Below are 25298 nucleotides of genomic sequence, written 5' to 3' on the forward strand. Positions count from 1 at the left end.
GATATTACGCAAGAGAGCGACGCAGGTTGAGAAAATCACTCTCAATTTAACATCAAAAATTCACGTTTATAAAGGGAAGTAACATGCTGGCTCAAAACGTAAATATCCCGGCTGACTTATCATTGGAACAACCTGAAGTTTTAGTCGGGTTATTGCTGGCGCATATACTTGCAGATTTTTATTTTCAGCCTTACGCATGGGTACAAGAGAGAAATGAACGGCATGCGTTGGCACTACCTCTTTATTTACATACGCTTTTACACGGGATACTAGCAGCAGGGGCAATGCTGTTGCTTACTCAAAACGTAAATGGTTGGACTTTAGGTGTTAGCTCGATAGTTATAGCGGTTTCCCATTTTAAAATTGATGTAATTAAGTCGTATTGTGCACAGAGTACTAAGGCGTTTATTGCTGATCAATTTGCGCACATACTGATTCTTGTTGCCGTGTTCCTGTATGCAACGAATCAATGGGAAGTTGCCATTCATCTTTTCAAGAAGCTCAGCGTAGCGCACTTAGCAGTCATACTTGCTTATTTAGCAGTACTAAAACCTAGCTCTATTATTATCAAACAGTTGTTATCGCCTTGGAGCAGCGAAGTACTGGCAACTAGCCCTTCACCTAAACATCCTAACGACCCGCCCACAATCATTACCGAAGCACAACAAACCTTATCACTGGCGGGGCAGCGTATTGGCTACCTAGAGCGTACACTCATGTTGACTTTCGTGCTGTTAAACCAATTTTCTGCTATTGGCTTTCTTATTGCGGCGAAGTCCATTTTTCGTTTTGGAGATCTAACTAAACATCAAGACAGAAAGCTTACCGAATATGTGCTTTTGGGAACGTTTACCAGTGTTGCACTTACCATGGCAGTCGGATTGGCATGTGGGGCCGTGTTGGGAAGCGTACCTGTAAAATAGATCGGCACGTATTATTAGAAAGCCCGCAAAACCCTCGCCTTTAAACAAACAATTGAGCAGACTAGCGGTTGCTACTCTGCTTATTAATTATTAAATGAAACTAACCTATGCGTTATTCATTAAAGTCAGTAATTGATGTGGCAAATGATTTATTAAGTAAAAAGCTGCAGCGAATTTTGACCGACTACCGTATACCGTTAACAGAAATGTGGCTGATGCTTCCCAGTCGTCATCTTATTACGCCTGCAGTAAGATTAATTAGAGATGAATTGAAATTAGTCATTGAGAATAAGCGTAAGCGTCTTATTGAAGCAAGTATTCTAACAGAGCAAGAATGGCCTGCTTCTGACGAGGTTTGAAGGTGGTCTTGAGAAAATGTATTTGCGCTCTAAGTGATTAAAAAATATACATAAAAAGAAATGTTGTAATTGAAATTAAGGTCAGAATACTCTTTAATAGTGGGAGCAAGGGATTGCGGCATTTCAAAAACACTTAACTATGCAGGGTAGCGTGGTTTTAGTGCCATAACGTTCGTAATCCTTTGTTTTCATAAAAAAGCTTCAGTTCAAAATAATTGGCTAAAGCGTAAAAAAAGAGAAAACACATGAACGCAAAACTTTTCGCTCCAACTTTACTGGCTGTCTCGCTCCTAACCGCCTGTGGAAGCACGCCCCCAACACCTGAAGAGCAAGCGATGGCAAATCAGATGAGACAGGCATTTCTTGCTAAAATTCAGGGAATGTCACTACCCGTTGGTGCTCAGCAGCAACAACAGGCAGCACCTAAACCGGAGGTGGTGATCAGCGCTAACGATCTTACCGCCCAAAAGCAAAAAATTGATGAAACTGGCGGCCCAGCAATTTTTTACCGCAAAAAAGATGGGATCATGATTGATGGTGATATGTTTCATGATTTCGAAGGACAAGTGGCTAACTTTGGCGGCAACAGATTCACCGGTGAATTTACCTATGCAGTAGAGAACTTTGACGGCTCTTTTACCCTTAAATACCACAAGGCTAAATCGGCTGAAGCGCCGATGAAAATTGCTACCGTATGGAAACGTGGCGACAGATATGAAGTTAAAACGGTTACGGGCAAGACTGCAACAGGAAGCAGCGTAATTCCGACGTCAGATGGCTTCATCATTGGACGTCCAGGGTCAGCATTTCGTTATTTCATCAATAGTGACAGTGTAAAGAATATAACGCTTTTAGATAATTATCATATTGCACAGCATCAAAAAGGTGATGCCGCCTCCACCGGTTTTATTCTCCTTGAAAAGGATCCGCGAGATGCTAATGACAGTGTAGGAGGTCTATTCGATTCTTTTAAAGAAATAGGCAGTACGTTTGGTCTTACTAAGTTCGACGACTATGTATTAGTCAGCCTTGACGGTAATACTATTGTACCTATGGACGTAAGTTTGGGCGGAAAGGATGTTGCAGAATACTCAAACTGTAGACGTCAAAATGCCGTGATGAACAAGTGCGATAATGTCGATTTTAAAGAGGCGCTCTACACTAAGCTTGGCCTACCTAATTACAGCCACTATTACTGGTCAGTTAACTGGGTACAGACTCAATTAGGTCCGCTAGCTATTTATAGAACGTCGACCAAAATCAAGATTGTCGACATTAACAATAATCAAGTTCACACCGCATTTTCACGCACCTTGGGCGTAAATGAATTTGATATTATTGAAAACGCTGATGGTACTACTGCAATAGAAGCAAGGTTGGGTTTCTCTAAAGAGAAAATCAACGATATAGAGTCGTTTATTAGAAATAACACGACTGATATTGAGCCAATTCAAACCTTGCAAAGCTCTTGAATCAACGTTAGATAAACGGGTTTGGCATTATAAAAAAGGAAGCTTAACGAAAGTAAGCTTCCCTATTCTTACAAATCGGTGGATTAGAAGCGATAGGCAGCCGTTAGCCTGAAGCGCTGCGGTGTTCCCGGTTCAACCCATACGTCAGCAAAAGAGTTAGTGTAAAACTCTTTATCAAACAGGTTATCTACCGCCACTTTAACCAATAGGTTTTCAACAGGCTCTATCTCAGCAAAAGCACGCACTGTAGTATAGCTAGGTAAATAGAAGTCGGTGGCAGTTTGCCCTAAGCGTTCATCAACGTACAGCAGCCCAGAACCTATGCGCACTGGCATATCAGCTAAAGTAAGGTCTTTACTTAGTTGAATACTTAACTGGTTTTCTGGAACGTTAATTAGCGGGTCGCCAGACTCTATCGCAGCCACAAAGTTAGCATCTGCCGCATCATTTGTACTTTCTGCATCAACAAAGGTGTAAGACACCCAAAGTGAAACTTTGTTTTCAAACTCGGCGTTGATATCTAGTTCGATACCGCGGCTTCGCGCTTCGCCTGCCGGAGTTAAGAAAAAGCCGTCTGATGCTTCTTCGCTGTCGTCAAACACTAGGATATTGCTTTGCTCAATATTAAAAACTGAAAGCGTGATATCGCCTCGTACATTATCGAACATAGACGTTAAATCGGTTTTAAGGCCAATCTCAGCAGATTTTGACTCGTTCGGCTCGAAAGGGTTACTCGCAAAGTCTGAACCTGTTAATTGACGGAAGCTTTCGCCGTAGGTGGCATACACGCTTGTGCTGTCGTTAAACACATAAATGGCGCCCACTTGCGGCGAGAAACGGGTATCATCTTGCGAGGTTGTGCTTACCGGGCTTGCTAAGCGATTATCAATCTCCTGCTCGAACTTATCGAATCGGCCACCTAAACGAATTTGAAGATTATCGGTAAGGTTTATTTGGTCTTGGAAGTAAACACCCCACGCTTTTTGCACTTCTAGACGATCTAAATTATCTGAAAGCTCAACATCGGGCAGGGGCGAGTAATCAGGGTTAAATATATCGACAACAAGGTACTGGTCTAAATCTAAATCGTTAATGTCAGTATCACTTGAGAAAAACGGCGGGCGATAGCGCAGAATTAACTGATCGTTTTCAAATTTGTCGTAGTCAGCACCAATAATTACGCGATGGGTCAGTGAGCCTGTTTCAAATTCACCCGCTATTTCGCCTCGTAAAACAAGGTAATCTGTCTCAAAATTACGATAACGTTTAAAGCGCGATAACAAGGCTTGATTTGGGTCAATAAATAATGTTTGACGGCCGCCAAAGTTAGTCTCAAGCGCATTACCTTCAAACGTGGTGTCGCGCAGTCCTGCACCTAACAACAAGTTCCAGTCATCAGCAAGCTTGTGAGAAACTTCAATTTGATGACCAACAACTTCGGTATCGATAGTGTCGCCATTCGGATCGCCAGTAAAGGTTTCAATGGGTTGATGACCTAATTCGCCGTCAATAGCCACTACACCACGATCAAACGGAATCTTTTGTTCTGTGTACTCTAGTTCGTAAGTCACGGTTGTATCTGCCGATGCTTCCCAAGTTACCGACGGGTAGAACCCAAAGCGTTCGGTTTCTACTGTATCGCGAAAACTGTCCGCGTCTTCATAAAAACCAACTAGGCGTACGCCGACATTCTCGGTTGCGCCTACAACGGTTTGTACGTCAGCCTCAACGCGCATTTGCTCCCAGCTTCCGTAAGTAGCTCTAATCTCACCACCTTCACGAAACTGAGGACGTTTAGTTACCAGGTTAATTGCACCACCCGGTTCACCACGACCGAAAAGCGCCGCTTTCGGGCCTTTTAATACTTCTACATGATCGATACCAGATAAATCACGCGGGCCGCCAAAGCCACGACCGGCATTAAAGCCGTTTACCAGAAAACCGCTGGGTAAGTTTTCATCCCCTGAAAAGCCACGAATAGCAAAGCTATTCCAAAGACCACCAAAATTGTTTTGACGCGCGACAGATGCAGAAAGGTCTAATGCGTCATTCAAATTAATAGCACCAGCATCGTTCAGTAGCCCTAAATCTATATCTTGGGCAGCTGCAGGCACTTCTTTGTATTCAAAAGCCCCTTGATACGCGCGGTGCATTCCGTGCACGGTTATTTTTTCAACATCAGCTTCATTTTGGTTGTTATCGCTTTGCGCTAAAGCCGACGTGCTTAATAAAGCTGATATAGAGGCTGCAAGTGATGTTTTCACCCAACAAGTTTTCATTCTTTTGTTCCTGTGCTGTTCTCGTGTGAGCTTTTAGTGTTTGGTGTAAATTGTGGCAGTGCTTCAAAGCTCTCCTGATAAAATTCAGGGTCTTTGAAAAGGTGGTAGTAATAGAATTTTCGTAGCGCCTGATGAAAAGCGCGTACATCATTTTCATAGCCCACCATCGCGCTTACATTAGTATCAGCAGCGCTTGATAATAAACGTTGCGTAAGCAAGGAAGGAGAAAGCAAGGCTACGTAGCTTGCAATGGTGTCTCTTTGAAGCGTGGCGGCCTGATAAGCTTTCGACAAGTCACTAGCCGTTTGGTCGCCTACTTGCTGAAATGCGTAATACCACTTCCAATTAAATGAAGTATCTCTCTCAGGATCAAACGTTGTGAAGTCTGCCCATTGTGGGTGAGTAGCAATAAATGCCGCCCACATATCTTCAACAGGCTTGTCCCACGCGCTATTTACTGCTTCACGTTGGGTAAGCACAATATCGCCACCTTCAGGTGTTTCAACCACCGCATTAATTACCGAGTGTGCAGTTACAGGCACAACAACGGTGGTAACAAGCCAAACGCCCAGCATGATAGAGGCAAGGTGCGTTGCACTGAAATTTGCAAAACGTTTTGCGGCGCCAATTACAAGAACAATGGCACTCCAAATTGCAATGTTACCTATTACTATTGCGCAAACGGTTGATATTGATGAAATAGAAGCGCCGTTAAATAAACCGAAAACCACAAAGGGAACAAGCGTAACAAGAGCCAAAGGAACCAAGGTAACGATCACTCGCGCTGTCCATATAGCGTGGGCATTGCGCGCTGTTACATTGAGTAAATCAAAACGGCGAGCTTCACGTTCCTTAGCTTTTAAATCGTAGAGCAGCAGTATGATAAATAACGGCAGCAATACACTGGTTACAAAGGCAAAATCAAAACGTCCTAGAAACGCCAGTTCGGGGTTATCGGTATCGCTTTCGTAAATTTGGCCTTCTAGCGCCAGCATGCGTATACGATGCTTCCAAGGGAATACATCGCGTTCACCTACGGCTGCAAAAGCAAGTGGGGAGGGAGGTGCATAAGTAAGGTGAAATGCGTAATACGCGACCATGCCATAGCTAGACTGGTGCGTGATAACGGCTTCACGCTCTATTTGGTCTTTTTCTAATAAGCGTTCAATAGTGGCTTGTTGTTCCTGCATTTCTGCATAACCAGACCACAAAGACACCGCGCTTAAAAGAAATACGACTAATAACGTAAGTTTTATTTGGCGGTGACCAAAAACAAAATTAGCTTCACGTTTAAGATCGGTAAAACGCATCATGGGTTTAACCTCCTAACAGCCGCTCTTAAAAGTAAGGCGGTAATGCAGACCCAAACAAAGAGTTGTAGAAAATAAACAAGCGCATTTGAAATGCGTGTATTTGCTGCTTCGGGCTTAAAGTTAAATTCTGATAGTAATGCCCAGTTGTCTGCATCCACAACCGCTTTATCAGCCGCTTCTTCGCTTGCGTTACGGTTCATGTCGAGTTTGTAATCCAGTTTTTCAACATGCACTTTATTTAGCCCTTGCACGAACTCAAGGCGCAGAGCTTCTGCTTCTCGTAAAAAACGATGATGGGTTTCAAGGCTGGTACCCGCTAATATTGTAGAGATTGCGCGAACCGCAACGGTAGGCGATAGCCAACCAAACTGACGTGCAATATGTGCTTGTTCTAACTCTTCACCCATTCTGTTTTCGGCAAATTCATTCAGCACTTTTGCCTGTCTGCCTTCTGAATACTGAGCAACAACACCGCGGAAATTAACGGGAAGGTCGTCTACGGAATCTACATTGTATTTTGCTAACAAATCTTCTTTTAGCTTTTTAAATGCAGGGTCGTTAACGTCGTGACCATCGCCCAAACTTCTAAGCTTTTCTTCTACTTTGAAGTCAGCTTCAAGTTTGCCAATAGAAGGGGCAGCATTAGTGGCAACACTGCTTCCCAAGCGAGGAAGTAAAACACATGCGGCCATCCAAATAACAATAAGCATGGTGAAGCTAACACTGCTTTTTTCAAATAACGCTGAACACGCGGTTACAACGGTAGCCCATAGCAAGAAGTAAACGGCGTAACTTAAGCAAAATAGCAGCACCACAAGCGGGCTTTCGCTTGAAAAAGCCACATACAAGCAGGCCAAAAGCAAAGGAAGTAAGAACAAGCCGCTAGCTGTAATTAGCGCTAACAGTTTTCCTAACATTAGCTGCCAGCGCGTAGTACCTTGCGACAATAACAAAGTAAGTGTGCCGGCCTCGCGCTCTCGCGATACGCTGCCGTAACCAATAATAATAATAAACAGCGGCGCAAGTACTAACGCAAGAAAGCTAGGGGTTAAGCTACTAAAACGCGTAAGACCAGCTGATTGCCTCTGCTTGGCAAACATGGCGCTATTTTGTCGATGCCCTTCTAAGAAAATAGCGTTACCCGTGTAGGTGTCTACACCAGGTTCAATCACGCTTAATGGAGTAGGGGCACGAAAAACGTAATGACCGTAATGCACCATGCGGTGAGGATGCTTATCAGGCTGCGCTTTAAAGCGTTCTTCTGCTTCAGTTTGAAGGTGCTCTCTAGCGTGCGCGGCTTCCTCAATGTGAAATGCATTCACAACCAATGCCGCAAGGGTCAGTATCGCCCCTAGCAAGAGTACCGTAGCAGCGACTTTCGTGCGCAGCCAATAGCGCCACTGATCTGCACAAATGGTTTTTGCTACACTAAATATCATGCTTTGCGCCCTGAAAATGCTGCGTGTACCGCTTCTGTGTCGATAGGCGTATCGCCAACACGCTCGAAGGAGCCGGTTAGCTTACCGTTGCTTAAAAGCACAATACGGTGAGCGACTTGGCAAGCACCATATACGTCGTGGGTTACCATAAAAATGGTAGCGCCATTGGCTGCTAGCTCAGAAACCAACGCATTAAACTCGTCAATAGCAGCAGGGTCTAGGCCTGAGGTGGGCTCATCTAAAAACAGTACCGGGGCATTACGCAACAAAGCAAGCGCAATGGCTGTTTTCTGACGCATACCTTTCGAGTAGTTTGATAACGCCTTATTCCATGAATCTTCTTGAAGCGCTACTTTGCGAAGTGCTGCAAACATGTCTTCGTCTGATTTTTCTACACCAGCTACCGAAAGAAAGTAACGGATATTTTCTAAGCCAGAAAGGTGACCATAAAGCGTTACAGATTCAGGTAAGTAAGCGACTGACTTTTGAACATCGTTAGGGTGAGTAGTGGCGTTGTGCCCCAACACAGTAGCGCTACCACTACTTGCCTTCATCAAACCTAAAAAGGTTTTAAGCGTAGTAGATTTACCGGCACCGTTTCCGCCTAAAAGCGCGAAAACTTCGCCCTTACCAACGTTGAAGTTTAGATTGTCTAGGAGCGTGCGGTTTTCAACGCGCACGGTAAGCGCGTCTGCGCATATTACTGAGTTTGTTTGCATTGTATAACGTGCTGTAACTGAAATTTGTGCGCAATGTTATAATATAACCAATTAAATGGGAATACGTTTTACTATCAAGTGCGAGTGGAATGACCAATCACGTAGTGAAACCTGTGGCTCAATAAAAAACTGATGAAGATATGAACGAGATGACTTGCCGCCTGGTATAAGACTGCCTTTCAGAGTACAAAGCTTCCTTCCTTTATAGATGGTTTTTAATTTTTAACGAATTTAGTGAAATTATTAATTAGCTATACCTGTCTTATAGCCACATCAATAAATGTTACTTACATATCTAAAAGAAAAGAGAGTCATAATGGAATTTACACATAAGCGCACCATTCAAATTACAGCGTTGCTATTATTACTACTAGCGATAACACAGGCTGTTTTTACAGCGCTTTACAGCAGCGGAATTAGCTTTTCAAGGCAGTATGCCTGGGGATTTGAAGCCGTAATCTTTACCGTGCTAGCTGCTTTTGCTAGTACCGCTATGGTGCAGGCAAAAAACACGCAGCTAGGCTGGTCGGCTATTACTTTAAGCGCGGTTCTGAATATAGTGCAGGTAAGCATTGGCCTAACGTTATTTTCAACCTTCGGCCAAGTTGCTGGTGCAGTAGAAGGTGCTAAGCCTTTAATTGGCGGCGTAGTGTCTTTGTCTTTCATGATTTACTACGCAGCAAAATTGTTATTAGGCTTAGCAGCCTTTGTTTTCGGCCTATCTTTTGTGGCAAAAGGTGGTAAAGCGATTGGTGGTCTTACAGCTATAGCAGGCGTAGTCGCTATGTTTGCCAATACCATATTAATAATATTTGGTCGCGATGGCTTTCTACCATCAGGTGTAGCTGGCGCTTCAGGGATGATTGCAACGTTATTATTGGCTTTCTGCTTAATCAGCCTAAATCGAAAAGCAGGCTAGGGCTTAGTATCTTTTAATTAAGGTACTTCATTAAATAAAACGTCGAAGCGTGTTAGTGGTCGGTAGGGGCGTGAGCAGCGATATGCTGTTTAGTGTATTTAACCTGCCGCTAACGACTTTTCTAATTGATTAAGGTTGTGTCGATAGTAGGGTTACAGAGGGCGTGTGAATTCCATAGCATGTTTTCACATCATGGCTATTGTCGAGGTGAAGTTACTGAGTTTGAGACATAAAAAAAGACGTCATGGGACGTCTTTTTTATTGAATTGGTGGAGCTGGCGGGATTTGAACCCGCAATTTTTCTATGTTTTTTAATCATTTAACAAAGTAATGTTATCTTGCTGACCAATACGATTTGGTGTTACATATGAACATGAGATATATGTGACCAAATATTGAAACAACCTGATTTTCGTTAACGAGTCTTTTATAGATCCTATGCTGCGTTCTGAATCTAATGAAGAACCATGGACAATTTTATGTCGAACAAAGTTTATGTCTTGGAGAAACGTTTCCCATAACGTAGTGCCACTATAGTTTGTCGTTTTGAAATTAAAAGATTTCGTTCTGCAATTATATGGAAAAATTTCAGTTGTCGCTAATGCTACTTTTTCCATTCTGTCTAAGTATCTAATAGCTTTCGAGTAACTCTCAAACACTACTTCGAACCTTGATTTATGTAAGTTTTTGAATATGTTTTGTATTCCAAAATTAGACATTATCTTTCTCACAACATCTTCTTTTGGGTTCTTGTTGTCAAGTTGAAATGCATCACTATTCAATTTGTAACTCGGAGAATTTGAAAACTCTTCGTCCAGTCTATTTACGTAATGGGCTGAAGATTTTGCACCTTCAGGAAGAAAGTGAGAACAAGCTGTCCTTCTTACACTTTCAGGAATATCCTTGTACTCCAAATTATGGTTTAAATCGTCAATTAAGGCTTTCGAAAGATCCTTTAGAAAGCCTTCAAGGTGAGAAACCATCAAAACACAACTAGCTCTACAGAGTGAGTTCTTAAACTTCTGCTCGATCTGGCAATCGCTATTGTCGGGGGTAGCTTTTTCTAAAAGTAATTCAATCTCTTCCCATCTTTCCTTAGAGGATATTAGTAGTGAATATACATTTGATTGCATTACTTTCTCGCAAGTTCTATAGCCTTTGAAACCCGAGTTACTAACTTTTTAACATCGTTGGTACTCCCCTCAACCGCAGCAAAAAACTCTGGGTCCCTGAAAATCTCAGTGAATTCCTTATTCGCGCCACCTCGCTTAAGGGACTCTCTGTAAAAGGCTATTGCGGCATCAAATACAGCGACATTGAATGTAGACATTTGCTCTAAAGTATCATTTTTATCTACTCTATATTTGGCAAAAGGATGAGCAATATTCTGTTGTTTCAAATAACTAATAATAGCTACAAAGTCCGTTTCGAAGTCCAATAATGCAGCTGAGTCTAAAGAATTAAACTCAACCATTTTTTGCGTAAGAAACTTCTTAAATCCGCCTTTGTATTGCAAATAGCCGTCTTGGTAGTTTATTGCGAAATAGCGTAGAACAAGCTCAACGTCTTCCATTTTTTTCAGACGTTTACTATCTTCCGTCAAGTTACTCATCTCACGAAAAGGCTTTAATTTTGCTAACTTTAAACTGAGGTCTTTGAAAGGCCCCCTGCAAGTCGCGTTTCTGAGTTCTTGAGGTTCTAACTTTACAGAACCCGAGTTCAGTCTTTCAAATATGTCGTATTTTACTTGCTGGTCTAAAGTGGAATCTATCCTGAGACATTTTATACTACGCTCTTCTAGCCTTCTTACTAGAAATGATGGCAAGTCAGCATAACGGCATCCATTGAGAGTTTCTAATACCTCAAGGTCCTGAAGAGCAAAATCGTTTTTGAAAAAATTGAAAATCGCCGTCAATCGTTGCTGACCATCAATTACAGAGTATCTTGCTATTCCTTCTTCAACTTCGTCATCTACGTCAACGTCTTGAGAAATGTAAATAAAGGGCACTGGAATATTTAAAATAAGGCTTTCAATTAGTCTTGATGCTGTAGGAATGTCCCATCTGTGTCTACGTTGATATTCTGGGTTTAATTTAATTACTTGTTTATCTACTTTTTTTACAATTGTTTCTAGGTCATATTCGACTGTTTGCGTTCTTACAGTCCTTTCTTTAGCTTTTTGCTGAAGTGTTTCAAGGTTCACTTTTAAACTCTTTTTCATTGCTCTATCCAACGTCCGTATACTTTTCTAATCATCCCCCAATCAGCATGACCCATTTGTTTGGCTACCCACATTGGATTTCTACCTTGAGTCAACATCATTGAGGCGTATGTATGTCTGCACTGATATGGATACCGATACTGTATGTTGAGTTTTTGAAGCGTAGGTTTCCAAACGTATTTTCTCAACCCGTCAGCGTATTTGTACTCCCTCATAGTCCTGGGGTCAATAAAAACTCTTTTAGGATCATAGTATTCTGAATTTTTAAGATCTGTAAGCGCTTGAAGCGCTAGGTCATGTAGCTCTATTCTTCTAATGCTACCTGAAGTTTTTGGAGCTTTTTCTATACCTGCAATTAAGTTTACTCTTATGTACGCACATCTTTTAAATAAATCGACATCTTCCCACCTCAGACCCAATAACTCTCCAGTCCGCAAACCAGTATAAAATGCCATCTGAAAATATGATTTGTATGGAAGTTTAAGTGCACCAAGTATTTTCGCAATTTCATGATTTGTGAAAGGGATTGGCTCATGATGAGTTTGCTTGTAACGCTGAATAAAGTCTGTTGGATCTTTGAGAATGACTTCGTCCATAAAAGCTCTGTTATAAATTTGCTTCAAAACATTTCTTGTTTCATTAATTGACTTACCTGATAAAAGGCTGCTCGAGGCCCATTCATCAAACATACTTGCTTTGAAGTCAGATAATAACAAATGCCCCCAATTAGGCTTGATATAAGAATTATACTTCTGGGTATAGCCACGAATAGTAGTATGAGACCAATTCCGCTGCTTCTGTTTAAACCAAATGTTTGAGTAATCATGGATGGTGTAATCGCAGCCTGTATCAAAAGCTTTTTGAATTATCTTGCTGTTTGGAAAGCGGCCAGCTATAGCTTTATCATTTAGAGAGATCGCCATTTTGTATATAGCTTCTTGTTCCTCAATTCTTTTAGAAGCTGTTTTATTATGTGGAGCTGGAATCGTTTCTCTATATCGCTCATGGTTTAGCGTGAAGTCGATAACATACCCACCATTTACTTCTTTAACACTCATTTTATTATTCCCCTCTCATCCATTGGTAAATCATTTCGACGATAAAAATTAGCTTACCGTCAGGCGCTTTCAGGTAGTGTTGCTGCTTTATCCAAACGCCTTTTTTAACTTTCATTCGAATTGCTTCTTTGCTATAGCCTGTCATTTCAGAAAGCTTGTTTGTTGTGACTAATCCGCTCATTAATTTGTACCCCCGTATAAATGAAGTACTAGCTTGGTCTTCAATGGTCTGGTAAAACAGATGCCTAACGGGTAGGGAACGGGTTACAAAGTCTCAAATTATTATGGATATACAAGAGCTTAAGAGTTCTATTGAAATTGCCTTAGAACACTTCGAAACTAATGAAAAACTTCTTAAAAAGGGTGATGAAATAGCAAGGGCAGTCTGTGAACTATCTCTTGGCTATATCAATGAGGGTGTCGGTTTAAAAGATATTTACTTCGATTACTCAGAAATATACAAAGAAGTGTGGGGCAAAGAGGTTGATAGCGTTAAAGCCTCTGCCGATATACGAAGACACATGAAAGTTACAAATGAGTGTTTTGCGATAACGAGCTCATTAAATATAAAGTTAAAGGAACATGGGAAATCACCACTTTCTTTGATTGTTGAATCTTCTACTGGGGGGCGCAAAACCCAAATAAGTTTATCGGTTATACAAAGTAAGAACACTACGCACAACTTTAATAGCGAAAAACCAAATGTTCAGTACTCTGCAATACAGCTCCCAAAGGTGTACCTGTTCACGAAGCCTTTCTTAGATATGGAGTTAAAACTCTCCAGAGTAATGATTGTTTCTATTATATTGATACTACTCAGTTTAATAGCAATTCTTACTTTACTCGACGTCTTTGATTGGGATGAACGAGTTTTGGAACTAGCCTTGATTACGACTTTCTTTCCAAGTGCTTATTTGCTTTTAAAGCTAAAAGAAATTCTTGATAAAGGTATAACCGAATTGCCCACGTTAATGGCTCCAATTCGAACTAAAAATGCTTTGCTTGTGCTTTATAAAGAGCGAAAAGATGAAAATGTTTCACTCAAAATGCAAGCTGTGACCTTCGAAGCTCAATGCGGTATTTGTGGTGAAAATATTGTTATAGAAAAAAGCAAAGAGTTTAATGGACGCTTTATCGGTAAATGCACTGTTGCACCTACTGAGCATATTTACTCTTTCGACCACGTTACAAAAACGGGTAAGTTCTTACGCTAATAAGTCAAATTGTTAAAGAACGAGCCAGAGTTATATAAACTCTGGCATTTGCAAGAACCTAACTGCTTTGAACTTTTCTTTAGCGACTTCCATTGCTTCAACTTCGTTGTCGAAACGAAAGCTATATTTCATTTGTCCGTCCTCTTTACCCATGACATACCAATCGCCAGGCTTCAACATTTGGAACTGAATCATTGTATTGTGAGTATCAGCAAGATACTTATTGGCTCGTATTACTTGGCAACATGCTGTTTCAAAGTCTATTTCAAATGGGTTAACGTCTTTGAGTTGTGAGCGAAAGCCATAGAATACAGAAACGCCAGTGTAGTCAGGTACGTTATTGCTATCTAATATGCTGGTGTTTGCGGTTTTTTTTCGTCCAAAAAGACAACAATCTTTCAATTTTTTTCCACTTCCACAATTACATGGGATGCTTAGCGGGTCTTTCATTTTCTATTCTCTTTATATGGTGGTTTAGTTTCAGTACAGTTATTTACACAAGTCCAAGACGCCTTCGGCTTTTGGGCCCCTCCCCGCAGGGCGGAGGCCCTCCCAACTGCCTTCGGCTACCCCCTGAGACTTCGTCAACAGTCCGTCCTTCCCAAGGGAAGGGCAGACTGTCAACTCGTTCAGCGGGTGATTCCAAAAGCAGCCATTGTTTGTTTTCGATGGGGTATCTTGCGGAAACAGATAAGATTGTTTTGGGGATTTTGTTATATGCATGTTTAGACAAGTTGTCAGACTCTATATGCTCATACAGTTCTTTTAACTGCTTTTCATATTCCATGGCGAAAGGGCGTTCAGATTTGCGAATATTGGTGCCACCCATCATCAATAAGTAGGCTAGCCAGTCAGATGCGTCAGCGGCTTGTCTTAGCTTGTTCAATTCAAAATAGTCGATGGTATGATTGATTTTTCTAAGTTGCCGCCACAATGAAACAGAAGGTAATCCAAAGAATTGAAACTGCCTGATATTGTAAAGCGAAGCCCATGCAGTAATTTTTGATGCTGATACTTTTGCATCGTTTCCGTAGGTGTCAGTATCTAGAAATTCACCATCTATGTTTTTACAAATGTATTTAGCGATGTACGCTTGTGCAGAGCCTTTATCGCTTGTTATCTTCTCAGCCTTAAAGCGATTCTTTGCCGCACCACGTTCATTTGTATCTTGTTCTAAAGCATACTGATGGAGTATTTCTGTAACTCTGGCTGACTGATGTGGTGGCATAAATAGCATCAAATGCCAATGTGGTGTTCCATCATGGTGTGGCTCAACGACACGTATCCCGTAAACTGTGATGTTTTCTCTGTCAAATTGAGCGCGTGCCTTTTGCCATTGCCCGTTAAGGTAATCATTAGCATCTTTTACCGAGTATGCTTTGTATTTAGGGTTGGGTTTACCTGACGGATAATGGGAATGATACTTGGAGGGTGTAGTAAGCGTGTAAAACCAACTCTCATGCTTTTGCAGTTGTGAGTATTCCTCAGTGCCTTTAATCCTCACCATTAATTCAGCGCGTCTTACTTTGGGGTTTGATACGTTAGAATTGTATACATCAAGCATGGAGACATATTCACCATCTGCGCTGCAAAACCATTTGTTTTGCATGTATTCTTCTGCTTGCGCTTTTTCCCACTGGTGTTGTCTGAGTCTTTCGTCGCTGCAATAAGCGCTTTTCGACTGATTTACCAAATCAAGCTGGCGTCTAATTGATTCCATTTTTTGCGTAGCCAGCGTTTTGAATTTGTTAAACCAAAACTTTTCAGTTCTAAAAAGTGTGAGGGCTTCCACATGTGTCATATCACATGGAATAGAGAAGCCGTATTTTTCAAATTTGTTTAAGCAGTAGTCAAAAGCTTGTTCAGTAGTTAGGTGAGCGGTATTTCTCAAGCATTGGTTGGCTTTCTGCTTGGCAAAAAGCTTAAGTTCACGAATATCTTTTGAAAGATTCAAGTCAGCTATTTGAAGCTCTTTGCTGAGGTTGGAGAGGAACAGGTTTGCTTGAACATAACTTGCTTGCTTTGAAATTTTTACGTATTTGTGCGCAGCGTCATAGGCTATTGAGGGCATTGCACTGAATAAATCAGCACGAAATCTATGACATTCCCGCGTACCTAAACCATAAGTGATTTGTTCGGGAGAAGTGACAGTCTCGCGACATTCAAGTACAGATTCGCGACACTTTACAGCCCTATTAAGACCGTTAGAGACCTGTGGTTGGTTTTGAGTGGTATCGCCAGAGGTGGCGAATTTAAAGGGATGAAGCGGTCTAGATTGGTCTAGACCGCTTCTGAAATTGGTGGAGCTGGCGGGATTTGAACCCGCGTCCAGAAAATGTCTACCTTTGGTACTACATGCTTAGTTTGTCATTTATTTAACTGCTTGGAACTCCGACAAACAGGATTTCCTTGCAGCTGGCCTGATACTATTTCGCGGTTCACCCTCAGACAAGGTTCCCTCGCTATCCTACTTGGATGACCTTCCGAATCCCCGCTAGCAGGAAAAGACTAGGGTGGAAGGGCCTATGCCGGTTATTAAGCGGCTAGTGCGTATGTTTCGTCGTTTGCGACTATTTAAATGCGGCTTTTTAAGAGGCAAACCGCTCCTCTGCATGCACCTCCGGCTTCCTAGATCCTGTCGAATCCTAATCAGCCCCGAGTGTGATTGTCAATAATAGCACATTTGCTGAGTGGTTAAATACATTCTTTTGAAAATTGCTATAAATTTTAAGGGTTTGGCCATAAAACAACCAAAAATAACATTTATCTTTTCAAAAGGTTACACGGCTTTGTGAAAACGAAGACGTTTCAATCAACGCAGTCTATTACTGAGCCTTAAAAGAGATGTGGCCTTTTAGTCATTTTTCAAGTGCTGGTAACGAAAACAAGTGGCAAGAGACGTAATAAGACAGTCATTTTGATTCTTATAGGTCTGATTACTTTAGTTTATTTTTAAGGTAAAAATAGACAAGTAAGGATGCAATTAGCATCAAGAACAATTAAAGTACCACAGCATAATGAAAAGGCTTGTAGTGTAAATGTCTTCAGATTCTATATTGTATTCTCCGTATACTTTGCCCTGTGGCGTAACGGTAAGAAACCGACTTGTAAAAGCTGCCATGGAAGAAAACATGTCGAGCAAGGGAAATATTCCCGGCGAGTCACTTTATTCTCTCTATCGTTACTGGGCTCATGGCCACCTAGGCATGGTGATCACTGGAAATGTCATGGTGGATAAAAATGCGATGACAGGGCCAGGTGGCGTCGCATTAGAAGAAGACACAGAGCTTACTCCGTTTAAAAAGTGGGCAAAAATTATTAAGTCGAACGGGGCACTGGCAGTGATGCAAATCAACCACCCCGGAAGACAAGTCTTCAAGGCTATGCGCGGAAAAGCGATTGCACCGTCTGCCGTACCGCTTGATATGGGGAAACATTCGAAATTGTTTGCCCAGCCTCGTGAAATGACATGCCAAGATATTCACGATGTCTGCAAACGTTTTGTTCAATCAGCGAAGCAAGCTGAAAAAGCAGGATTTGATGGTGTGGAGATACACGCTGCTCACGGTTACTTGCTAACGCAATTTTTATCGCCGCTAACCAATCAGCGTCAGGACGAGTGGGGCGGGTCTATTATCAATCGGGCACGCTTACTAATAAATATAGTGAGTCAGGTGAGAGCGGTGTGCGCGAAAGACTTCATTGTTATGGTAAAGCTTAACTCCGCTGATTTTCAGAAGAACGGATTCTCATTCGATGATGCCTGTGAAGTAGTAAACAGGTTGGAAGCATTGGGCGTTGATGTGGTTGAGCTATCTGGCGGTAGTTATGAAGCACCGGCAATGCAGGGGCAGACTCGCGACGATACTACGCTTGCCAGAGAAGCATATTTTCTAGAATTTGCTAACGTCTTAGAATGCAAAACTGATATTCCGCTAATGACAACTGGCGGTATAAAACGGGCGGAAGTCGCGGAGAAGGTTGTGCAACAAGGTTGCGCGCTGGTGGGTTTAGCCAGTGCGCTAGCGGTAACGCCAGACCTTTCGAAAAAATGGCAGCAAGAATGGAGCTATTCGGGCATCATTCCGCATTGCACGTGGAAAGATAAATCCCTCGCCAGCTTAGCCAATATGGCGATGGTACGCCGGCAGTTGAGGCGATTAGGAAATAACCTTACTACGCTTAGAAACCCATCACCGCTGTGGAGCCTAATTCTCGACATGCTTCATCGCAAGAAAATGACGAAACGGGACGTAGGATAAGTGCCACTTAGTACAATTTATTAAAATGTTTATCGTAGATATTCAGTTTGGCACTTAATCACTGGAAAAATAACGAAAGTTTTCTAGTGGCAAAATGAAAAACACAGCGTTAAACGCTGTGTTTCATCATTCTTTCTTTTTGGCGCTGCCAGTCTTTGTCTTTAATGGTGTCACGTTTATCGTGCGCATGCTTACCTTTTGCCAAGTGAATTTCTAGCTTCACCCAACACTTTTTCCAATACATAGACGTAGCAACGATTGAATAACCTTGGCGGTCTCGTGCACCCATCAAACGGTCTATTTCACGTTTGTTTAGCAGCAACTTACGTGCCCGCTCTGGTGCTGCAACAACGTGTGTAGATGCTTGATTTAGCGGGCTAATTCGGCAACCTACCAGATACGCTTCGGCATTTTGGATAATAATGTACGCATCGGTAATGTTTACTTTACCGGCACGAATACTTTTAATTTCCCACCCTTGAAGCTCAAGTCCTGCTTCGAACTTGTCCTCTAGGAAATAATCGTGACGCGCTTTTTTGTTCTGCGCGATATTTCCTGTGGTATTTTTGTTGGCTTTATTCTTTTTCATGCTGGCTATTATACTGATTGTTCAAAGGAATGTCTTTAGTTGTCATTGTTATCTTATATTGGGGCGTTTGGTTCAAAACCGAATACAAGCGATGCAATTTTTCTGTGATACAATGCCGATAAGAGTTTTAATAATAGTGGAATCAATGCCAAGTATTCACAGAAGCGCGCTAGTAGCACACAGCGCAGAAGCCATGTTTAACTTAGTCAACGATGTAGCTTCCTATCCCGAGTTTTTGCCAGGTTGCGCAGACAGTAAAGTTCTCGACACATCTGCCAAAAATATGAAGGCGTCTTTGTTAGTCGCGAAAGCGGGTATTAAGCAGTGGTTTACAACCCATAACGTATTAGAGCCTGGTAAGAGTATTCAAATGCAGTTGGTCGATGGTCCATTCCGCTCACTTACGGGAGGGTGGACCTTTTCTGCGCTCTCAGAAGAAGCCTGTAAAATTGAACTCAACTTAGAATTTGAATTCAGTAATAAACTAGCGGAAATGGCGTTCGGCAAGGTATTCAATAGTTTAGCGAGCAGTATGGTGGCAGCGTTTACTGAGCGGGCTAGGAGTGTTTACGCATGAGTAATAAACTCATCAACATCGAAGTCGCATACGCGCTACCAACAAAGCAAGCGATTGTTGATGTTGCAATTCACGAAAATGCAACCGTTGAAGAAGCAATTAATGCGTCAAATATTACTGAGCAGTTTCCAGAGATTGATTTAAAGTCGACCAAAGTGGGTATTTGGAGCAGAGTTGTTAAACTGCGCGATACGCTGATAGATGGCGACAGGATTGAAATTTATCGCCCACTCATTGCGGATCCAAAAGAAATCCGAAAACGTCGAGCTGAAAAAGCAAAAGAAGAAGGTCGCGCAGATAAAATCACGGGTGGAAAGGTGAACCCGCTTAAAGCCAAGTCGTGAATCTATGTAAGTAATAGTGATCACTTAGTCATAAAAATGGCCTTCAAAAAGAAGGCCACTTTTAAATAAGAAGCATGCTAGTTTTTTTCCGAGATACTTCCCAACTCCAAGAACGGAGATGCATCGATATCTTCTGCGTCCATCATGCTTGCTATTCGTTGGACGGTCGCCACCATCTGGCTTTGTTCCCACTCTTTTAGCTGCGAGAAACGCTCAACAAAGTGCTCTTGAAGAGGACGAGGGGCGTCAACAACAGCTATTTTACCCCTTTCTGTAAGATAAACGCCAACTTTACGTTTATCTTGCGTACTTCTGATGCGCGTGGCTAAATCTCGTGACTCCAATCTATCTAAAATATTGGTGATGGTTGCGGGGCTTAAATTAATATTTTCCGCTATTTCACGAACCATGATACCAGGCCGCTCTTCAATATTTTGCATGACTAGAAGCTGTGGGCCGGTAAGACCCACATGTTTACTTAGCTGCTTGCTGCGTAGATCTACAGCGCGAATAACGCGCCGTAGTGCTACTAATAGTTCTTCTTCTTTTCGCATTATACTTCCAACGATTAAGCAACCTTATGGTTACTTAAGCAAGTGAATAAAATGTTGGTGCTTGTGATAGTGGTCGATTACGTCATTGATGACCGAAATCTTAGACCAGCCCATAATATCATAGTTTTGGCCACCCTCAGACAAATGCACCTCGGCGCGATAGTACGTCGCCTTTTTATTTTCGTCTAGTTCTGATGTTTCACTTGGGCCGAATTCAGGCTGTTCTGTTGGCACCAGATAAACAGCATAAACAAACTCAGGGTCGTTCCCCATATCTACCGTTAATATGAGCGCCTCTTCGTTGTCTTCTATGTTTATTTCGAACTGCTGCGTTTTAAACTCGTCACCTACCTCGGTAAGTGCTGGCTTAACTACTTTATTAACATAACGACGCACCGCACTTTCGTCAGGAAAAGACACAATGTTTTCTAACCTATCTTTCCAGTTTTTATCTGAATCACTGTGCTGAGGCGTACCAGCCATTACTTGTAAACTCTCTCGTTTATACGCTTCAATTCTCAAGGCTTTAAGCAAGCCGAATATCGAGATAAGCAAAACAATTGCAAAGGGTAAAGCAGCGGCTATCGTCATTGTTTGCAATGCACCCAGTCCACCGGCGTAAAGCAGCACTGAACTCACTACACCTACTCCTACGGCCCAATAAACTCGCTGCCATAGCGGCGTATTATTCTCACCATGGGAGCAGAGCATATCTACAACCATTGCACCTGAGTCACATGATGTAACAAAGAATACAATAACCATAAGAACTGCGATAAAGCTCAGCAAAGATGAAAACGGGAACTGTTCTAAAAAGACAAACAGCGCTACAGATGTATCTTCGTTAACCATTTGGGCTAGAACGTCTTTACCTTGAACTAGTACTTGATCGATTGCAGCATTACCGAAAACTGTCATCCAAAAGAGCGTGAATGCCGACGGTATTAAAAGTACACCCAATACAAACTCTCGAATAGTTCGACCGTAAGAGATTCGCGCGATAAATAGCCCCACAAATGGTGCCCAGGCTAACCACCATCCCCAATAGAATATGGTCCAACCGCCAATCCAATCTGTTTTTTCGTACGCAAACAAATTGAAGGTATTACGAACTAAATCAGATAGGTAAGCACCTGTGTTTTGCATGAAGGCTTGAAGTAAAAATACCGTGGGGCCCAATACTAAAACAATCAGGAGCAATATTATCGCCAGTATCATATTGGTTTCTGATAGGCGGCGAATGCCTTTCTCTAAGCCCGTGGTAACTGAAATTACTGCAAGACCAACCACGCCCGCCATAATAGCGATTTGAACGCCAGTGTTCGACGGCAATCCAAATAAATAATTAAAGCCAGCGTTTACCTGAGATGCACCAAAGCCCAATGAGGTAGATACACCAAATACCGTGGATGTTACCGCAAAGATATCAACAACGTGACCAGGCCAGCCGTAAATCCGATCGCCAATGAGAGGATAAAGCGCAGAGCGCAGAGTGAGTGGTAAGTTTTGGCGATAAGCGAAGTAACCCAAGATTAATGCTACGACGGCATATATTGCCCATGCGTGAACACCCCAGTGGAAAAAGGTCGTTTTCATCGCCTCACGCACCGCGTCAATACTTTCAGCTTGCGCAGTAGGAGGTGCTAAAAAGTGCATTAAGGGCTCTGCGACACCGAAAAACATCAAGCCAATACCCATGCCAGCAGCAAACAGCATGCTAAGCCATGTACCGAAACCAAACTCTGGTGTGGCATGGTCTGGGCCTAACTTAATTTCACCATAGCGAGACATGCCCAAAAAGACTACGAAAACCACGATGACTGCAACAGTAAACACGTAAAACCAACTCCCGTTGGTCACTATCACACTTTGCAATTTTTGGAAGAGAGCATCCGCCGTTTCCGGAGTGCCAGCAGCAAAAATCAGTAAACAGAGGATTAATGCTGACGATGTTAAAAACACCGGTTTGTTGAGAGGGGATTTCTTTTCGTTTTCGCTCACGCAGTAATTTCCTTTCACCTTTCATATTAATTATTAGTAATACGGTGAAATATACCGCATGGAACACTTTTTATAAACATCAAATGAAATAATTAGCTTTGTATGTATTTGTTTTTCAGATGGCGTTTGCTTCATCTTTATCGAGCATGAAAATCTTCAAAAACTATACTTTATGCTAAGTTTCAAAGATTTTAGATTAAAAATTAATCGTTAGAGTAGTAATTATAATTCTATTGTGTATTTTAATATATGACCTTTTTGATAAGTGTTTTAACTAAACGCTGTTAAAAATAAAAACTAATGAAGGAAACACACACAAATGCGAAAAACTCAGCTTAGCTGTGCAATTGTCGCTGCACTGGCTACCACTCCTCTGGCCGCGCAAGAATCAAAAGCGCCTGCTAAACTCGAAACAATAGAAGTCACCGCTACTAAGCGAAGTGAATCTATACAAGACGTTCCGGTCGCAGTTACCGCGCTCAACGGTAAAGCACTAGAAAATCTTGGTATAGATAATTTCCAAGACTATGTTGAATTTTTACCAAATGTGGTATTCCAAGGAACCGGGCCGGGACAGAATGAAATCTACATTCGCGGTGCCGCAACAACCCAATCTAATATCATGTTGTCGTCTGTACAGGCCTTACAACCATCAGTTGCTTTCTACCTTGATGAAATGCCAGTTTCCATGGCAGGGCGTAATTTAGATGTCTACGCTACTGACGTTCAGCGGGTTGAGGTACTTCCTGGGCCACAGGGCACATTGTTTGGTGCAAGCTCTCAGGCGGGTACTATTCGTTTAATTACTAACAAACCCGACCATACGAGCTTTGCTACAGGCTTTGATACAAATATCGGCTTTACCAAAGGCGGTGAAATGAGTAACTCGGTTCAAGCATATTTTAATATGCCGCTTACCGACGACTTGGCTGTTCGAGTTGCTGCGTACAACGATAAGCAAGGTGGCTGGATAGACAATGTAATGAATGTGCCTGGCGAGGGCGGATACATTGGAAGCGCCGTGGTTATTGACCGTATTTCTGGTGGGCCGTTGGCTGATCCAGTGGCCATGGATGCTAACAGAATTACCAACCCGAACATTAGCTCTAATACCGAAGCCGCAGTCGTTTCTCCACAAAATGATGCACTGGTAGAAGAAGACTTTAATGATGCAATGTATACAGGTGCACGTTTTGGTCTGTCTTATCATTTTAATGATAACTGGGACTTACTTGTACAGCACACCCAGCAAACGTTAGATACAGAGGGTGTATTTGCGTACGACCCCACACTTGAAGGTGAAAGCTCTGCTCTGCGTTTCCAACAGGAAGAGAACAAAGACGAATTCGGTTTAACTACGTGGACGCTTGAAGGGCGCTTAGAAAAGCTGAACGTTGTATATACCGGTGGCTACTTAGACCGTGAAATTGATACGCTAGCAGACTACACAGGGTATACAAACGGCGGTTTATTTTCTGCGTATTACGTGTGTAACCACTACGATACGCCTGATAACACAGCTGATGAGCGCTGTTTAGATCCAACCAAATACTATAAAGAAGACACGTCTTCTACCCGTAATACCCATGAGATACGTTTCAATACCACCATGGATACGCCATGGCGAGTAACTGCCGGATTGTTTTATGACGAACAAGAGGTAGCAACAGTAGGTCAGTTCAAGATTGCCAACACTGAAATGACGACATTTGGCTTTGATAACCTTCAACGTACCCTAGTAGGTAATGAAGGCATTAACAGCGATGGTGGCCCTTTCCCTTCTGAAGTAAGCTTTATCAACGATATTACGCATACCATTGAACAAATTGCTGTATTTGGTCAGCTGGAATACGATATTACCGACACGGTTACTGCAAGTATTGGTGCCCGTTGGTATGAAATTGATGATATCTACGTAGGCTCAACGTCAACTGTTGACGTAACGCGACGTATTCGTGCATTCGGTACGCAAGACCCCGATGAGCTTGCAGCCGTTGGCCTGGATCCTGAAGCTGTTGCCGCCGCTATTCAAAGTGGGCAGTTAGAGGTAGATTTGCTTGACGAGAACGGCGTCTTAACCGTTGACGACACAATCTTTAAGTTCTCGCTAGACTGGAAGGTTAACAAAGACATCTTATTGTTTGCTAATTATTCAGAAGGATTCCGACCACCGGTTACTAACCGCGTTGGTGGTGGTCTGTCAAATAATCAGTCTGGCAAATTCGAAAACTTCCGTATTCCTGTATATTCCACAACGGATACGCTGGATAACTATGAATTGGGTCTTAAGGGTGACTTTTTTGATGGCCAATTCCGTGTAAACGCTACGGCCTATTATTCTGAAATTGAAGAGCTGCAAACGTCGCGCTTCGACCCTACAAATATCTCATTCTTGGTATTCACTGATAATGTGGGTGATGCTGAGATTAAAGGTATTGATGCTGACATGACGTGGCTTGCCACTGACGACCTAATCATTAATGCTGCATTTAGTGTATTAGATACTGAACTTACTCGCGTAAACTCGGAGCTTGAGGGTATTGCGGCAGGTGTAGGTTCGAAGCTGCCATACTCAGCGGATTTCTCTGGAAACATCAACGCGCGTTATTTCTTTGAACTAGAAGGTGATAAGCGTGGGTATGTTAATGGATCTGTAAGCTATACCGGCGACCGGTTGGCAGGCATGGTTATGGATGCCTACGTAATGGAGGATGCAACGTCCCTTATTTATGATACAGGCTCAGGTCTTAAGATTGAACAAGAGGCTGGCGTGTTCGAAGGGGTAACGTATGCCGACTCAAATGGTGAAACGTTCCGCGGCGGCCGTTACGTGCAAGAGTCGTATATATTAACCAACCTTGCTGTTGGTGTAACAAATGACGTTTGGAAAGCCGAGCTCTACATTGATAATGTATTTGATGAGCGTGCTATTTTAAATATTGACACTCAGCAATTTACGCCGAAGGTAGTAACCAATAGGCCTCGTACTATTGGTCTTCGTTTTTCATACGATTACTATTAAGGCTAAGTTAGTATAGCTAGATTGGTCATGTAC

Annotated in this window: 22 protein-coding genes, 1 other RNA gene and 1 pseudogene; 9 read left to right on the forward strand and 15 right to left on the reverse strand. The window is 42.3% G+C overall.

Features of this window, described 5'->3' with window-relative positions; translation table 11 throughout:
* The first annotated feature begins 83 nt into the window (after window positions 1–83).
* The 3 genes from ACM0P2_RS09020 to ACM0P2_RS09030 all read left to right on the forward strand — a co-directional run bounded on the left by ACM0P2_RS09020 (window position 84) and on the right by ACM0P2_RS09030 (window position 2754).
* Complete coding sequence (locus ACM0P2_RS09020; RefSeq protein WP_173358731.1) at window positions 84–923, forward strand: DUF3307 domain-containing protein; 840 nt, start codon at window positions 84–86, stop codon at window positions 921–923.
* 107 nt (window positions 924–1030) lie between these two features.
* On the forward strand, window positions 1031–1282 hold the full coding sequence (locus tag ACM0P2_RS09025; protein ID WP_236547035.1) for a hypothetical protein: 252 nt from the start codon (window positions 1031–1033) through the stop codon (window positions 1280–1282).
* Between the two features lie 245 nt (window positions 1283–1527).
* Entirely contained in the window at window positions 1528–2754 is a 1227-nt protein-coding gene (locus ACM0P2_RS09030; RefSeq protein ID WP_419227607.1) for a hypothetical protein, read from the forward strand.
* Window positions 2755–2837: 83 nt separating this feature from the next.
* Here ACM0P2_RS09030 and ACM0P2_RS09035 read toward each other — a convergent pair whose 3' ends face one another.
* Genes ACM0P2_RS09035 through ACM0P2_RS09050 form a run of 4 tightly spaced genes read right to left on the reverse strand, consistent with a single transcriptional unit; the run spans window position 2838 to window position 8504 of the window.
* Window positions 2838–5033 (reverse strand): TonB-dependent siderophore receptor, encoded by a 2196-nt coding sequence (locus ACM0P2_RS09035; RefSeq protein WP_419227608.1) that lies wholly within the window; start codon window positions 5031–5033, stop codon window positions 2838–2840.
* Complete coding sequence (locus ACM0P2_RS09040) at window positions 5030–6346, reverse strand: DUF3526 domain-containing protein (RefSeq protein WP_419227609.1); 1317 nt, start codon at window positions 6344–6346, stop codon at window positions 5030–5032. Before ACM0P2_RS09040 ends, ACM0P2_RS09035 begins: the two co-directional genes overlap by 4 nt.
* Entirely contained in the window at window positions 6343–7785 is a 1443-nt protein-coding gene (locus ACM0P2_RS09045) for an ABC transporter permease (protein WP_419227610.1), read from the reverse strand. Before ACM0P2_RS09045 ends, ACM0P2_RS09040 begins: the two co-directional genes overlap by 4 nt.
* Window positions 7782–8504 (reverse strand): ABC transporter ATP-binding protein, encoded by a 723-nt coding sequence (locus ACM0P2_RS09050; protein WP_159117427.1) that lies wholly within the window; start codon window positions 8502–8504, stop codon window positions 7782–7784. The genes ACM0P2_RS09045 and ACM0P2_RS09050 overlap by 4 nt, the downstream gene beginning before the upstream one ends.
* A 316-nt stretch (window positions 8505–8820) precedes the next feature.
* Between ACM0P2_RS09050 and ACM0P2_RS09055 the strand changes: the two genes are divergently transcribed.
* Window positions 8821–9423 carry a thiamine biosynthesis protein ThiC gene (locus ACM0P2_RS09055; protein WP_159117428.1) on the forward strand — a complete coding sequence of 201 codons (603 nt, stop codon included), beginning with the start codon at window positions 8821–8823 and terminating at the stop codon, window positions 9421–9423.
* Window positions 9424–9734: 311 nt separating this feature from the next.
* Here the strand turns inward: ACM0P2_RS09055 and ACM0P2_RS09060 are convergent, their stop codons facing one another.
* The 4 genes from ACM0P2_RS09060 to ACM0P2_RS09075 are packed head-to-tail and all read right to left on the reverse strand — an operon-like array spanning window position 9735 to window position 12883.
* Window positions 9735–10556 (reverse strand): HEPN domain-containing protein, encoded by an 822-nt coding sequence (locus ACM0P2_RS09060; RefSeq protein WP_419227611.1) that lies wholly within the window; start codon window positions 10554–10556, stop codon window positions 9735–9737.
* Window positions 10556–11644 carry a DUF262 domain-containing protein gene (locus ACM0P2_RS09065; protein ID WP_419227612.1) on the reverse strand — a complete coding sequence of 363 codons (1089 nt, stop codon included), beginning with the start codon at window positions 11642–11644 and terminating at the stop codon, window positions 10556–10558. Before ACM0P2_RS09065 ends, ACM0P2_RS09060 begins: the two co-directional genes overlap by 1 nt.
* On the reverse strand, window positions 11641–12702 hold the full coding sequence (locus ACM0P2_RS09070; protein WP_419227613.1) for a site-specific integrase: 1062 nt from the start codon (window positions 12700–12702) through the stop codon (window positions 11641–11643). The genes ACM0P2_RS09065 and ACM0P2_RS09070 overlap by 4 nt, the downstream gene beginning before the upstream one ends.
* 4 nt (window positions 12703–12706) lie before the next feature.
* Entirely contained in the window at window positions 12707–12883 is a 177-nt protein-coding gene (locus tag ACM0P2_RS09075; RefSeq protein WP_039229509.1) for a hypothetical protein, read from the reverse strand.
* A 103-nt stretch (window positions 12884–12986) separates the two neighbouring features.
* Here ACM0P2_RS09075 and ACM0P2_RS09080 point away from each other — a divergent pair, with 103 nt between their 5' ends.
* Entirely contained in the window at window positions 12987–13916 is a 930-nt protein-coding gene (locus ACM0P2_RS09080) for a hypothetical protein (protein ID WP_419227614.1), read from the forward strand.
* A 30-nt stretch (window positions 13917–13946) separates the two neighbouring features.
* Here ACM0P2_RS09080 and ACM0P2_RS09085 read toward each other — a convergent pair whose 3' ends face one another.
* The 4 genes and pseudogenes from ACM0P2_RS09085 to ssrA all read right to left on the reverse strand — a co-directional run bounded on the left by ACM0P2_RS09085 (window position 13947) and on the right by ssrA (window position 16573).
* A complete protein-coding gene (locus ACM0P2_RS09085; RefSeq protein ID WP_419227725.1) occupies window positions 13947–14318 on the reverse strand; it encodes a hypothetical protein in 372 nt (123 codons plus the stop codon).
* Window positions 14319–14366 (reverse strand): annotated as a pseudogene (locus ACM0P2_RS09090) (hypothetical protein); the annotation flags it as partial.
* Between the two features lie 43 nt (window positions 14367–14409).
* Window positions 14410–15987: a replication endonuclease gene (locus tag ACM0P2_RS09095; RefSeq protein WP_419227615.1), complete on the reverse strand. Its 1578-nt coding sequence runs from the start codon at window positions 15985–15987 to the stop codon at window positions 14410–14412.
* 227 nt (window positions 15988–16214) lie between these two features.
* Window positions 16215–16573, reverse strand: a transfer-messenger RNA (tmRNA) gene (gene ssrA, locus ACM0P2_RS09100).
* 381 nt (window positions 16574–16954) lie between these two features.
* On the opposite strand from ssrA, the gene ACM0P2_RS09105 reads away from it, so the two are divergent.
* Window positions 16955–18178: an NADH:flavin oxidoreductase/NADH oxidase family protein gene (locus ACM0P2_RS09105; RefSeq protein WP_419227616.1), complete on the forward strand. Its 1224-nt coding sequence runs from the start codon at window positions 16955–16957 to the stop codon at window positions 18176–18178.
* A gap of 109 nt (window positions 18179–18287) precedes the next feature.
* Here ACM0P2_RS09105 and smpB read toward each other — a convergent pair whose 3' ends face one another.
* On the reverse strand, window positions 18288–18767 hold the full coding sequence (smpB, locus tag ACM0P2_RS09110; RefSeq protein WP_131092847.1) for an SsrA-binding protein SmpB: 480 nt from the start codon (window positions 18765–18767) through the stop codon (window positions 18288–18290).
* A gap of 145 nt (window positions 18768–18912) precedes the next feature.
* Here smpB and ACM0P2_RS09115 point away from each other — a divergent pair, with 145 nt between their 5' ends.
* Together ACM0P2_RS09115 and ACM0P2_RS09120 are read left to right on the forward strand one after the other, a co-directional pair.
* Window positions 18913–19344: a type II toxin-antitoxin system RatA family toxin gene (locus tag ACM0P2_RS09115; RefSeq protein WP_173358645.1), complete on the forward strand. Its 432-nt coding sequence runs from the start codon at window positions 18913–18915 to the stop codon at window positions 19342–19344.
* On the forward strand, window positions 19341–19688 hold the full coding sequence (locus tag ACM0P2_RS09120) for an RnfH family protein (RefSeq protein ID WP_173358644.1): 348 nt from the start codon (window positions 19341–19343) through the stop codon (window positions 19686–19688). Before ACM0P2_RS09115 ends, ACM0P2_RS09120 begins: the two co-directional genes overlap by 4 nt.
* Before the next feature lie 77 nt (window positions 19689–19765).
* Here ACM0P2_RS09120 and ACM0P2_RS09125 read toward each other — a convergent pair whose 3' ends face one another.
* On the reverse strand, window positions 19766–20242 hold the full coding sequence (locus ACM0P2_RS09125; protein ID WP_173358643.1) for a MarR family winged helix-turn-helix transcriptional regulator: 477 nt from the start codon (window positions 20240–20242) through the stop codon (window positions 19766–19768).
* Window positions 20243–20272: 30 nt separating this feature from the next.
* On the reverse strand, window positions 20273–22243 hold the full coding sequence (locus tag ACM0P2_RS09130; protein ID WP_159117431.1) for a BCCT family transporter: 1971 nt from the start codon (window positions 22241–22243) through the stop codon (window positions 20273–20275).
* A gap of 319 nt (window positions 22244–22562) precedes the next feature.
* Here ACM0P2_RS09130 and ACM0P2_RS09135 point away from each other — a divergent pair, with 319 nt between their 5' ends.
* Window positions 22563–25265 carry a TonB-dependent receptor gene (locus ACM0P2_RS09135; protein ID WP_173358642.1) on the forward strand — a complete coding sequence of 901 codons (2703 nt, stop codon included), beginning with the start codon at window positions 22563–22565 and terminating at the stop codon, window positions 25263–25265.
* Window positions 25266–25298: the final 33 nt, after the last annotated feature.

The organism is Alteromonas sp. OM2203 (genome assembly GCF_048517045.1).
In the GTDB taxonomy this organism is placed as follows: Bacteria; Pseudomonadota; Gammaproteobacteria; order Enterobacterales; family Alteromonadaceae; genus Alteromonas; species Alteromonas gracilis.